11 protein-coding genes, 1 pseudogene and 1 riboswitch are annotated in these 13,038 nt (G+C 27.6%); of the genes and pseudogenes, 2 read left to right on the top strand and 10 right to left on the bottom strand.

The features are described 5' to 3' along the window. Positions 1 to 267: 267 nt before the first annotated feature. Positions 268 to 367, bottom strand: a riboswitch (glycine riboswitch). A gap of 170 nt (positions 368 to 537) precedes the next feature. From ACRC8M_RS03735 to ACRC8M_RS03710, 6 genes and pseudogenes are all read right to left on the bottom strand, one after another. Next, positions 538 to 1,437 carry an ROK family protein gene (locus ACRC8M_RS03735; RefSeq protein WP_438527926.1) on the bottom strand — a complete coding sequence of 300 codons (900 nt, stop codon included), beginning with the start codon at positions 1,435 to 1,437 and terminating at the stop codon, positions 538 to 540. A 10-nt stretch (positions 1,438 to 1,447) separates the two neighbouring features. Beyond that, positions 1,448 to 2,317 carry an N-acetylneuraminate lyase gene (locus ACRC8M_RS03730; protein ID WP_438527925.1) on the bottom strand — a complete coding sequence of 290 codons (870 nt, stop codon included), beginning with the start codon at positions 2,315 to 2,317 and terminating at the stop codon, positions 1,448 to 1,450. Positions 2,318 to 2,334: 17 nt separating this feature from the next. Then, a complete protein-coding gene (locus tag ACRC8M_RS03725) occupies positions 2,335 to 3,285 on the bottom strand; it encodes an acetylxylan esterase (protein WP_438527924.1) in 951 nt (316 codons plus the stop codon). 6 nt (positions 3,286 to 3,291) lie between these two features. Then, positions 3,292 to 5,096, bottom strand: a pseudogene (locus ACRC8M_RS03720) (TRAP transporter large permease). Between the two features lie 24 nt (positions 5,097 to 5,120). Beyond that, positions 5,121 to 6,107, bottom strand: coding sequence for a sialic acid TRAP transporter substrate-binding protein SiaP (locus tag ACRC8M_RS03715; protein ID WP_438527923.1), 987 nt, complete (start codon positions 6,105 to 6,107; stop codon positions 5,121 to 5,123). 52 nt (positions 6,108 to 6,159) lie between these two features. Then, on the bottom strand, positions 6,160 to 7,155 hold the full coding sequence (locus tag ACRC8M_RS03710) for a substrate-binding domain-containing protein (protein ID WP_438527922.1): 996 nt from the start codon (positions 7,153 to 7,155) through the stop codon (positions 6,160 to 6,162). A 152-nt stretch (positions 7,156 to 7,307) separates the two neighbouring features. Between ACRC8M_RS03710 and ACRC8M_RS03705 the strand changes: the two genes are divergently transcribed. After that, a complete protein-coding gene (locus tag ACRC8M_RS03705) occupies positions 7,308 to 7,718 on the top strand; it encodes a hypothetical protein (protein ID WP_438527921.1) in 411 nt (136 codons plus the stop codon). A 25-nt stretch (positions 7,719 to 7,743) separates the two neighbouring features. Here the strand turns inward: ACRC8M_RS03705 and ACRC8M_RS03700 are convergent, their stop codons facing one another. Next, the gene (locus tag ACRC8M_RS03700) at positions 7,744 to 8,532 is read right to left on the bottom strand and encodes a Cof-type HAD-IIB family hydrolase (protein WP_438527920.1); all 789 of its coding nucleotides are present in this window, start codon (positions 8,530 to 8,532) and stop codon (positions 7,744 to 7,746) included. Between the two features lie 68 nt (positions 8,533 to 8,600). Beyond that, the gene (locus ACRC8M_RS03695; protein ID WP_438527919.1) at positions 8,601 to 10,058 is read right to left on the bottom strand and encodes an ABC transporter substrate-binding protein; all 1,458 of its coding nucleotides are present in this window, start codon (positions 10,056 to 10,058) and stop codon (positions 8,601 to 8,603) included. 104 nt (positions 10,059 to 10,162) lie between these two features. Here ACRC8M_RS03695 and ACRC8M_RS03690 point away from each other — a divergent pair, with 104 nt between their 5' ends. Next, positions 10,163 to 11,563 (top strand): PLP-dependent aminotransferase family protein, encoded by a 1,401-nt coding sequence (locus tag ACRC8M_RS03690; RefSeq protein ID WP_438527918.1) that lies wholly within the window; start codon positions 10,163 to 10,165, stop codon positions 11,561 to 11,563. Between the two features lie 41 nt (positions 11,564 to 11,604). On the opposite strand, the gene ACRC8M_RS03685 is transcribed toward ACRC8M_RS03690, so the two are convergent. Beyond that, positions 11,605 to 12,114, bottom strand: coding sequence for an NUDIX hydrolase (locus ACRC8M_RS03685; RefSeq protein ID WP_438527917.1), 510 nt, complete (start codon positions 12,112 to 12,114; stop codon positions 11,605 to 11,607). A 1-nt stretch (position 12,115) separates the two neighbouring features. Beyond that, on the bottom strand, positions 12,116 to 12,985 hold the full coding sequence (locus ACRC8M_RS03680; RefSeq protein ID WP_438527916.1) for an RluA family pseudouridine synthase: 870 nt from the start codon (positions 12,983 to 12,985) through the stop codon (positions 12,116 to 12,118). Between the last annotated feature and the right edge of the window lie 53 nt (positions 12,986 to 13,038).

The following is a 13,038-nucleotide window of genomic DNA, read 5'->3' as shown; positions in this document are numbered from 1 at the left end:
TACATGTTTTATTCCCTCTTTAAATTTTCTAATCTGAATAAAATTTAACTTTAAAGTAAAATATATCCCTGTTCCCATCAATAAAACAATTAAAAAATTTCCCCATAAAAAACTATTAATACTCGTTACGAAATCTTGCATTTTAATTTCCTCCTATTTTTTTAAATGCAAAATTGAATAAAAAAAGAAGGTATTTCAAAAAATACCTTCTGGAATTAAAAAAGAATTATACACAAAAAATAGTTTAATACAAAAAAACTTTTATTGCATAATTCCTCTGTCCTTTTACCTGAGAGTTTAGTCCAAATATAATTTATATTTGGGTTTGCTCCTTCGGTGCTCATAGAGTCTCTCCAGAGGCTCGTCCAGTATAGGTCCTCAAGTTTTTTCAACTAACCTGAAAGATTCACTTCTTCGGTGGCCAATTTGGCACTCTCCCTATACCTTCATCCGATTTTCTATTCAATTTTTTTACTACTGTATGGGGTTTATTGTAAAATGAAAAAAAGTTTTTGTCAATATTTTTTTTGAAAATTTTTATTTTATTTTTTCTAAAAGTAGATATGAAGCTCCTAACATTCCTGCATCATTACCTCTTTCAGCCATTTTTATTTCAAGAATATCCAAATAATTTTTCATTACTTTTTTTTCTAAACTTTTTTGAAAAATTTCTTTTAAAAAATCTCCTTGCTTGGATACTCCACCTCCAACTACTATAAGTGAGGGATTAAATATATAGATTAATGTTGCTAAGCCATCAGTAAAATAGTCAGCCCATTCATCAACAACTTCCTTATACTTTATGTTATTCTTATGAACTTCGTCAAAGATTTCTTTTCCATTTAATTTTTTACCTATTTTTTCCTCTGCTAATCTTAAAAGTGCTGTGGTTGATGCATAACTTTGATAACATCCTTTACTTCCACAACCACATTGGGCTCCATTCTTTACAATCTGTATATGCCCAAACTCTGCTGCGACACTACTTTCTCCTCTTAAAAGTTCGCCTTTTAAAACTATCCCTCCGCCAATTCCTGTTCCTATTGTAAGACATAAAAAGTTGTCTTTTCCTTTTGCTGCTCCCATCCACATTTCACCTAAAGCAGCACAGTTTACATCATTTTCTAAAACTGCTGGAACTCTATATTTTCTCTCCAATATCTCTACTAAATTTGTTCCTATCCATCCTGGAATTAAGTTTGTTCCACCTACAACTTTTCCTATAGTTCCATCTATTTGTCCAGTAGCAGATACGGCTATTCCTAAAGTTTTCTCACTTTTTAACTCTTCAACTATTTTAAAAATTTTTTCTAATAATTGCTCTACACCTTTTGAAGCCTCAGTTAGTAAAGAAGAGGAGAATATAACTTCTCCTCTTGAACTAACTAAGCCATATTTTATCTCTGTTCCTCCAATATCTATGGCCACTATATTCATTAACTATCTCCTATAAAAAGTTTCTTCCAATCTCTTTTGCTGCTTCTATTTTTTTTGCTGATAATTTTTTCATTGGTAATCTACAGTACCCTATTGCGTCTACACCTTTTAATTTTAAAATCTCTTTTATTGTTTGATAAAGTCCATTTCCTAGAATTGCTTCAATTATATCATTTAAATAAGTTTGTTTTTCTCTTGCGATAGCTAAATCCCCTGCTTTTGTTGCATCGAAAACTTCTCTAGCTATTTTTCCTGTTACATTGTATGTACTTCCTATTGCTCCGTCTACACCTAATGCTACTGCTGGTAATAACATCTCATCAAATCCCCCATAGATTAATTTCTGAGGGAAAGCTTTTCTAACTCTTTCTAATAGATAGAAATCTCCTGCTGTAAACTTGATTCCAATAATTTTATCATGACAAAGTAACTCCCCAAATTGCTCAACATTCATATTAACTCCAGTTAAAAATGGAATTGAATAGATTATCATATTGTTATTAGTTTCATTTACTATTGTCATATAGTAATTTTTAATCTCTTCAAAATCAAATTTATAATAGAATGGTGTCACTGCTGATAATGAGTCATATCCTAATTCTGTTGCATATTTTCCTAATTCAACAGCCTCATATAAATTAATTGATCCTACTTGTGCAATTAATTTTACAGTATCTTTTGCCTCATCTTTTACAATTTCAAAAATTCTTTTCTTCATTTCTGTTGAAATCATAAAGTTTTCACCAGTACTTCCACCTACATACAATCCATCTACTTTCATTTCATCAATATTGTATCTTACAATATTTCTTGTTCCTTTTTCATCTAAGTTTCCATTTTCGTCAAAAGAGATTAGTAATGCTGAATAAATACCTTTCATTTTTTCCTCCAAGTTTTTTATTTTAATAAGTTTAAGGCCCACTGATAAATTAGATCTTCTAGTCCATTAATGTTCTCGTGACCAAAATCTGGGTAAATAATATGCTCTTTTTTACTTTCTATATTATTATAAACTGCAAATTGTGTTGATGGTGGGCATACTCTATCCATTAATCCAGTTACCATTGTTACCTCTCCCTTTATATTCTCTACAAAATTTTTTACATCTATATATCCTAGTGTTTCAAAGAACTTATTTTCATTTTTATGTTGTGGATCATACCATCTAAAAAAATCTCTTAATTCTTGGTACGCAAAATCTCCTAAATCTAAATTCCAAACTCTCTTAAAATCTGATAAATATGGATAAATTGTAAATACTTTAAATACCCTATTTTCTAAAGCTGCTGAAACTAAAGAGATTGCTCCACCTTGCGAATAACCTAAAGTTGATATACGTGTTCTGTCAACATCTTTCATTTGAAAAATAATATCTAATAATCTAACAGCATCTAAATAAACTTTTCTATAGTAACTTTTTTTAGGTCCCTCTAACAAACCTCTAACTAGATTTCCAGTTCTAAAGTATTCATCGCCACTTTTTCCCATTTGATCTCTACAATCCATAGCAAAATAAGCAATTCCTGATGCTGGATATATCATTCTTCTAGACCAATCTCCACCATTACCTCCATATCCATGAAATTCTACTAGTGCTGGTACTGGTTTTGATATATTTTTAGGCAATAGCATTTTTACATAAATTTTTTCATTATCAATTCCTTTAAATGTTAAATCATAACAATCACATAATGGTGTTTGAAACTCTGCAGGAGTAATTACTACTCCTGCTTCAGTTTCTCTCAATTCATCTAATGATTCTTGCCAAAATTCAAACATATTTAAAGGAGTTGGATTGGTTCCTCTATATTTTTTTAATTCATCTAATGGCAAATCAATATTAGGCATACTCTATCAAGCCCCTAATATTAAGTTAGGTACAAATAAAACAATCTGTGGAAATATTGTTAATAGAACTAATGTTAATATTATTGGAATCAACAGCGGTATTACTCCTCGGGTTATGGTACTGACAGGGATTTTTCCAACTCTTGAAACAACAAATAAAGCCATTCCCATTGGAGGTGTCAAAATTCCTATCATTAAATTTAAAGTGCTTATAACTCCAAAGAATACTGGATCTATTCCAAATTGAACTACCACTGGTATTAGCATTGGAAGAACTAAAACTTGTAAAGCTAATGCTTCTATAAATGTTCCTAAGAAAATTAATAGTAAATTTATCATTACTAAAACCATCAACGGTGATTTTCCAAATGTTAAAAACACTTCAGCTATTTTCATTGAAATCTGCTCTCTTGCTATAACTTGACCAAAGAAAGTAACTCCCATAATCATTAAAACTGTTACACCACTTATTTTTATAGTTTCTATAACATCTTTAACAAACCCTTTCACAGTCAACTCTTTATATACAAAGAATCCTAATCCCATTGAATAACAAGTAGCTATTACTGCCGCTTCCGTTGGTGTAAAATATCCTGAGAAAATTCCACCTATTATTATAAATGGTGTCAACAATGCCCAAAATGATTCTTTAAAAGATATCCATCTTTCTTGCATTGTTGCTTTTGGAGCCCTTTTATAGCCTCTTTTTTTACAAATAAAATAGTTCATTATCATAAGAGCAAAAGTTAAAATTATTCCTGGAACAAATCCACCTAAAAATAATCTTGCAATGGATTGATCTGCTATAACTCCATATATAATCATTGTTATACTTGGCGGAACTAATGGTCCTATTATGCATGAAGCTGCTGTTAATCCCCCACATAAATCGTCATCATATCCCTCATCTCTCATCGCTTTTATTTCAAGCTGTCCTAACCCTCCTGCATCAGCTAGAGCAGATCCTGACATTCCTGAAAATATTAGACTTGCAAATATATTTACATGCCCCATACCACCTGTATAATGTCCCAATAAAGCCTTAGCAAATCTAAATATTCTCTCTGTTATTCCAGAACTATTCATCAAAACTCCAGTTAAAACAAAGAATGGAACACTTAATAAACTAAAGCTGTCTAAACTATCAACTAAAAGTGAACCTACAAAATAAATTACATTCCAATCTGTAAGTGCGAAAAATAATAATGTGGCAAATACTAGTGAGAACCCTACAGGAACTCCAACGAATATTAACCCAAACCATGATAAAAATGTTACTAATGTTAACATTCTTTACTCACCACCTTTTCATCACTTTCATTATCTATATTTTTAGGAGAAATAATAAACTTTCCATCTTTATAATCCTCCCTAAGAACTTGAAAAAATCGTATCAACATTAATGTTACTATTAGAGGTAATGCTATATACATCCAACCGGCTGATATTTTTAACGCAATTAATTGGAATATTTTTTTTCTTAAAAATAGTTTGTAACCTATCTGAATCATTGCAACTAACGATATAAAAACAACTGATTGAATAAATGTATTAGCTATTTTTAGCCCTTTTCCTGAAAACTTATTATATAAGAAATCTATGAACACATGTTGTCTATATTTTACTCCTATGCTAACTCCTAGCATCCCTACATATGTAAATAATAAGATAGCTAACTCTTCACTCCAAACTAGAGGAGAATCAAATATCTGTCTAAAAACAATTTGAGCTACAAGTATCGCAAACATCATTATAAAAAGTATAGCCCCTATAATTTCCTCTAAGTTATCTAAAATTCGTTTTATATTCATATCCAACTCCTATATTATAACTCTCTATTTAACTGCTATAATCTCTTCTAATCCTTCTTTACCAACTTTCCCATTATTCTTTATATAAACTTCATAAAACGGTTGCATTGCAGTTCTAAACGGATCTAAATTCGGATTTGTAACTGTAACTCCTTGTTCTTTAAAGAAATCAAGCAATCCTGCTTCCTCATCCACAAATAACTTTGTATGATATTGTGCTGCTACTTCCGATTCTTGCTTTACTAATTCCTGTAAATTTTTTGGTAATTTTTTCATACTCGAGTTACTAACTAAATATAGTTGATCATTTAATATATGGTTTGTCATTGCTAAATATTTTTGAACTTCATAGAACTTCTGAGCTCTAATTGCTGATAATGGATTTTCTTGTCCATCAACTGAATTTGTTTGTAGTGCTAAATATACTTCTGAAAATGCCATTGGTGTTGGAGATGCTCCTGTGTTTTTAGCATACTCTAAATTTGCATCAGCCTTTGGTACCCTTAATTTTAATCCTTTCATATCTTCAATACTATTTATTGGTCTGTTTGTTGTTGTTTGTCTTGTTCCATTATAAGCTTGAGATAAAATCTCTATATTTAAATTATTATTTATTTTCTTTTGTAAATTCTTTCCAAACTCTGTATCAAATGTTGCTTTTTTCATGTGATCGAAATCTTGAATTACATACGGCAATGAATATACTTGAGCTTCTGGAAAGAATATATTAAATCTTCCAATTTCAGCAAACCCCATATCTAAAACCCCTGCTGATAGTTGCTCTAACATTGATCTATCGTCTCCAAGCTGAGCTCCTGGATATAATTCTACTACAATTTGTCCATTTGATTTTTCTTTTAAATTATTTGCTAAATACTCTGCTGCTTTGTACTCATTTGAACTTGTATTTGCCACTAACCCCATCTTCAACTTGTAAACCTTCTCATTTGCCCCAAATGCTACCATCCCAAATACTAACGTTAATCCAGCTACTTTTAACACTCTTTTCATTGAAATTTCCTCCCTTAGAATTTACTTTTGATTTTATATAATAATCTCAATTTTAATCCAAACTTTCTTTAAAAAGTATATCTATTTTAGTTTGATATTCATGAGATCTTTTTAAACTTGTTTTATATAATGCTTCAAAAATTTTCTTTCCCGCTATGTATCCTTGGTTATAGAAATCTTCTGATACTGTTGCTACAACTTTATCATTTTCAATTAGTCCCCGTATTTTTTCATTAAAACCATTTGTTACAAACTTATAATTATCCTTACCTATCTCCCCAAGATATTCGATTACTTCTGGAGCATATCTATTTATATATATTCCTTCTATCTCATCTGAAAGATAATCTAAAATTTGATTTTTATCCTCCAATAATTTTTTGATTTTTATTGGTCCTTGAAACTTTCTATCTAGTTCTTTTAATTTTTCTGAGACACCTTTTAAATATTTTCTTGATGAAATTAAATCATCTCCTGCATCTATAATTAATATTTTTTTATCAATTTTAACTACACTTGATAAAACATCTGCAGCTATTCTTCCAGACTTTTCATACTTAGAATCTATATACATACCTTCTTCAAAAAGTTGTTTTCCTATGGAAACAATTTTTAAATTATTTTTTATTGGCTGTAAAATTTTAATTATTTTCTCTTTATCCAATGGAATTATTATTAATCCATGAATTTTTTTTTCTAAAGCTTTTTTTAAAAGTTCAATTTGCCCTTCACTATCATTTATATCAACTTCTAAAACTTTAATTCTTATTCCATATGCTTTTACTTCTTCTTGAAAATCTTTCAATCCACTTTTTAATTTTTTAGAATATTCTTCATTAATTGATCTTACTACAATAGCTACTATTGTTTTTTTCTCTTTTATCGCCAACGAACTCCCCAAGTAGTTTTTTTCATACCCCATTTCATTTGCCAACTTTAATACTCTTTCCTTTGTTTCTATTTTTATATTTTTACTCCCATTTAAAGCCCTTGCTACCGTTGTTCTTGTTATTCCTAATATTTTAGCTAACTCAGCTTGAGTAACCACTTTACACCTACCTTTGTTCTCGTGAACATGTTCGTTAATTAATTAATATAACATTTTTTGGTATTTGTCAAATATTTTTTTTAATTATTCTTGTAAAAAAGTGTAAAAGCCTTTATAATATTATGATAAGAGAAAATTTGAAAGGAGAGTTTATGAAAATTATTAGTAAAACTAAACCAAAAGGTACAGAATATAATGAACTAAAAAATATGAAAAAAGCAAAAAGAATTGTTAAGGCTAAGGAAGACAGAAGAAGAGCTGAAAACAAAAGAGTAAACGCCGAAGCTAGAAAAGAAAGAAGAGTTGAAGGTGAATTTTATGATAAAGTAAGAGAAGTTGAAATTTTAGGTTTTAACAAAGGTATGCTTTTAGTTCGTATTGGAGAAGATATTGAAAAAAGAGGTCTTACTTATGGAAGAAGAAGTGTTGACCTTAAAGAAAACTTAAGTTTAATTGGAAACTTTCAATTAAAACTTTTTGGTGAAATGGTTGAATTGAAACATCTGAAAAACTTTGCTCAAATGAAAGACCAAATATCTTGGGCTATTTCAGAAGATTTATAAAAAAAGTGGGTTTTATCCCACTTTTTTACATTTTTTGTACTAAAAATTTGTACACTCCATCATTGTCATTTGAATCTGTTAAATATTTTGCACCTTTTTTTAAATACTCTTCCCCATTTTCCATAGCAACTCCATATCCAACCATTTCTATCATCTCTTTATCGTTATTTGCATCTCCAAAGGCAATACATGTATCTAAAGTTAAACTCTTTAATCGTAAAATTTTTTCTAAACTTTTTCCCTTATTAACTTTTTTATTTAGAACTTCTAAATATCTCTCTTGTGAGTATGTCAAGTGTACTCTATCTCCTAACTTCTTTTTAATTTCCTTTTCTATTTTTTCTAAATTACATCTTTCATCTATAAATAACGCTTTTGTCATTAACAAACTTGTGAAATCATTAAAATTTTTTTCAATCGCATCTATTCCTATATTTTTTTTATAATATTCTGTTTGCCAATTTTTTCTATCTTCAACAAACCAATTTTCATCTTGATATAAATTTAAGTGAATACTATTTTCTCTAGAAAGTTCTATCAATATTTTAACAATATCTTCTGAAAGAGGTTCTTCTAGTAAAATACTCTCATCTTTTGTATCTATAGCTTTTGCTCCATTATAACAAATTGTTATAATTGGTAACTCTAATTTTCTTAAAATCTCTTTAGTTGCACTGTATGATCTTCCTGTAACTATAAAAACTTCTATCCCCTTTTTATATAACTCTCTTAAAATAAATATATTTTTATCACTTATCTCTTTTTTAGAATTTAATAAAGTTCCGTCTAAATCTAATGCTACCGATTTTATCATTTATCCTCTACCTCCCTATTTTTATAATACATTATAACAAAAAAAGAGGAGAAATTCTCCTCTTTAATTTAATATTCAATATTTTCTAATATATGATTTCCATTTGGATTAAATTTAAAACCTTTTATATTTTTATTTATTCCTATATTATACGTTTTATAAACTATTGGTATTATTGGATTTTCATCTAAAATAATCTCTTGTATCTCTTCATATTTCTCTTTTCTTTTCTCTTTTGATGATTCTTTTCTTGCTTCATCCAACAATATATTTACTCTTTGATTATTATAAAAACTTCTATTACCAACTCCACCTCTAGAATTATTATGCAATAATGGATAATATCCATAATCAGCATCTCCAGTACTTGTATACCAAAGTCCTATTAGTGCATCGTGTTTTCCTTGAGCTGTTAATTGTAAAAAAGATGATAATTCCAATGTCTGAATTTTTATATCTATTCCAATCTCTTTTAAATTTGCTTGAATTATTTGAGCCATTTGGTATTTACTTGTATCTTCATATATCCATAACTCTATCTCTATCGGAGTTTTATAACCCTCCATTATTTTTTTTGCTTTTTCTAAATTGTATTTTTTCTCCTCTTTATTTGAATATCCAAAAGTATTTGGAGTTATTATAGAATTGGCCACTTTTGATGTATCTTCAAAGACAACTTCATTTATAGACTCTTTATCTATTGCATAACTTATAGCTTCCCTTAATCCTTTATCATTTAATGGAGCTTTCTCAGTATTAAGAGATAAAAAATCTGTTCCATAAGACAAGTCGTTTAATATTTTTAAATCTTTTGATTTTTTAAAAGCTTTTACATCTATAGATGATATGTCATATGCTATTTGTATTTCATTTGTCTCTAAAGCGATATATCTATTAGGTGCTTCTGGAATTGTTAAAAATTCCAATATATCTATCTTTGGATTTCCCTTAAAATAATTATCATTTTTTTCTAAAATTACTTTTTGTCCACTCCCCCATTCTAAAAGTTTAAATGCTCCTGTTCCAATTAGTTTTTTATTTTTATCTTCCTTAACTATTGCCATAGATGAATGAGTTAAATTATGTAATAATATATCTGAATTCGTTGTACATATTATTTTTAATTTATATTTATCTATAACTTCTATTTTTTCAATAGGATCAACCAATACCTTAGTAACAGGTATACTTTTATTTCTTTCCAAACTTTTTTTCACAATTTCAGAATTTAGTTCCTCGCCATCTTGAAATAAAACACCTTTTTTTAAATCCATTTCTATTGTGTTATTTTTTACTGAGTAGCTCTCTATTAATTCACCTTTCACTTCATTTTTATCATCAAGAATAAATAAATTATTATAAATTTGTTTAGTTATAGCTAAAGTTGAACTATCTGTATGTCTATGAGGGTCGTAAGATCTACCTCTATAGCCTAATCCTATTTTTACTATTTTTTTTTCTGAATTTCCTAAGACTATATTTAATAATAAAATAAATATAGTACATATCTTAAAAAAACTTTTCATTTTATCCCCCTTCTATTTATGCTATACTTTTATCAGTATGACATATTTACTATTTTTTTTCAAAATAATATCTCAAATTGTATTACTACACTTTAGGAGGCTCAATGAATATTCTTTTTAAAAACTTTAAAGTTGAAAATGAAAATTTTATATATATTCCTCTTTACATTTTTTTAAAAAATAAAATCGAAAAAAAAGAAGTTTCTTATAAACTTCCCTCAATTAGAAAAGTAGCTAATTTTTTAAATATTAGTTCTAATACTGTAGCAAAAGCTTATTTAGAATTAGAAAAAATTAACTATGTAAAAACAATTAAAGGAAGTGGTGTTTTTATTAATAAAAATATTTTTTTCGAAAAAAATATCCCTTCTTTAAACTTAGAAAACGATGATAATTTTAATATAATAAAAACTTTAAAAATTGATTTTATCAACTCTACACCAAATTATAGTTACCTTCCAGTTAATGATATTAAATATGCTATTAACCATGTTTTAGATAGAGATCAAGAACTTGCATTAATTAATGAAGGTCCTTTTGGGAGTTTTGAACTACGTGAATCTATTAAAAAAAATTTGACTAACTTAGAAATTATCTGTAATACTGAAAATATTCATATACTTTCAGGAGCACAGCAAGGAATTGATTTAATTTCTAAAACTTTAAGTTTTTCTAAAGCTCATATAGCCATTGAAAATCCAACCTACTTAGGTGCTTTAAAATCTTTTAAAAATCAAGATTTTATTATACATCCTATTGAGGTAGAAAATGATGGTCTTAATATTTCTCAATTGAAGCAATTACTTTTAGAAACTAAAATAAAATTTATTTATCTCATGGCTAATTTTCAAACACCTACTGGTGTTAATATTTCTCAAAAAAAAAGATTGCAACTTTTAGAGCTTTCCAAAAAATTTGACTTTTATATAATAGAGGATGATTCTGCCTCTGATTTATATTATTCTGACAAAGCACCTGTTCCTTTAAAAGTATTAGATGTAGATGATCGTGTTATTTATATTAAAAGTTTTTCAAAAATATTTATGCCTGGATTTAGATTAGGATTTATCCTTGTTCCTGAAAAACTTTTAACTTCTTTTTTAAATAATAAAATATTATCTGACTCTAGCACCTCTACTTTATATCAAAAATCATTTGCCTTTCTTTTAGAAAAAGGATTAATTGAAAAACATATGAATCTTTGTCGAAAAAATTTCAAATTTATCCAAGATTCTATTGTAGAAGAGCTCAAAAAAATTCCAAATATTAGTTTTACAATCCCATCTGGTGGTTGCTCTATTTGGATAAAATTACCAAAAAATATTTCCTCTCTCAGTATTTATAATAAATTATTAATTAATAATGTGGGAATAGTTCCTGGTAGCACTTACGGTTTTGACAATTTTATAAAATTAAATTTTTCTAGAATCAATGAAAAAGATATAAATACTGGAATTTTTCTTCTCAAAGAAACTATTGATTTTTTTGTGAATTTAGATAAATAAAAAACATCAAAGGTAATAAATACAATTACCTTTGATGTTTTTTATTTCTTTATTAAATTTTTATACAGTGTTATTGCATAATGTGTTTTAAAATCATTTGTTAGATTTTCTATTTTTTCAAGATTTTCCCAAACCACTTCTAAATCTTCACCTTCATCTAATTGCTTCTCATAAACTTTTTCTTTTTCTGTTTTTAATTTCAATATATATACATACAACTCTTCAGAAGTATATCCTGGGGAAAGAATTAATGGAGTTTTAGGTGCATACATAACCTCGAAACTTTCAAACATATATCCAGTTTCTTCTCTAACTTCTCTTGCTAAAGTTTCTATTGGATTTTCATTATTTTCAATTATTCCTGCTGGTATTTCTAAAAGGTTGCCTGAAACTCCTGGTCTATATTGTTTTACTAATAAAACTTTATCCTCTTTAAAATTTAAAATTAAAGCTCCAATAGCATTAGGTTTATCTAAAAATTCTAATTGAATATCTCTTGTTGGATGTTTTTCTATCTTTACTTTTAAAAATCTTAAATCATTTATTTTCATATTACTCTCCTGTAATTCTAGAAAACTCTTTTGGAGTTGGTGATACAAAACTCATCTCTTTATTTGTTACAGGATGTTTTATTTTTAATGTATGTGCATGTAGTCCTAATCTTTTAAAAATATTTGTTTGTGCTCCATACTTTTTGTCTCCAACTACTGGATGACCTATATCACTCATATGTACTCTAATTTGATTTTTTCTTCCAGTTTCTAAAGAAGCTTTTAAATAAGTATATTTCCCTTTAGTTTTTTCAACTTTATAATTTGTAATTGCTAACTTTCCACCATTTTTATCATCTTTTACTGAATAAGTTACAAAAGCTTTATTATCTTTTAAGTATGATTTAATTTGTCCATTTTTCTCTTTAACAATACCTTCAACTATAACAGCGTACTCTCTTTCTAAAACAAGAGTGTTCCAATTATCTTGAAGTTCTGTTTTTATTTTTTCTGATTTAGCAAAAAGCATTACCCCTGATGTATCTTTATCTAATCTATGAACAATAAATATTCTTTCTTTTTTATCCTTTGATTTCATATAATCCATTAAAAGTTTGTAAGCAGTTCTTTCATTGCTTTTTTTATCTGTTGATATAGATAATAATCCTTCTTCTTTTTCTATTACAATTATATCATTATCCTCAAATATAATTTTTATTCCTTTTGGAGTTTTATCATTTCTATTTTTATTCCAATTTATTATTACTTCATCTCCTGGAGTTAAAATTAAATTAAATTGTTTTTCTATTTTCCCATTTACTTCAACTTGATCTTTTGATAAAAGTGTTTTTATATTATTTTTACTTTGCTTTGATAAATTATCTATTAAAAATTTCATCAATTCACTTTTTTCAGTTACCTTAAATTTCATTATAATTACCTCTTTTTTTATTTCTATTATAACATATGTTTAATTTTATTGCG

The sequence above is a fragment of the Cetobacterium sp. genome, assembly GCF_051653945.1.
Taxonomy (GTDB): Bacteria; Fusobacteriota; Fusobacteriia; order Fusobacteriales; family Fusobacteriaceae; genus Cetobacterium_A.
The sequence above is the reverse complement of the archived record's forward strand: the minus strand, read 5'-3'. Positions and strand labels throughout refer to the sequence as shown.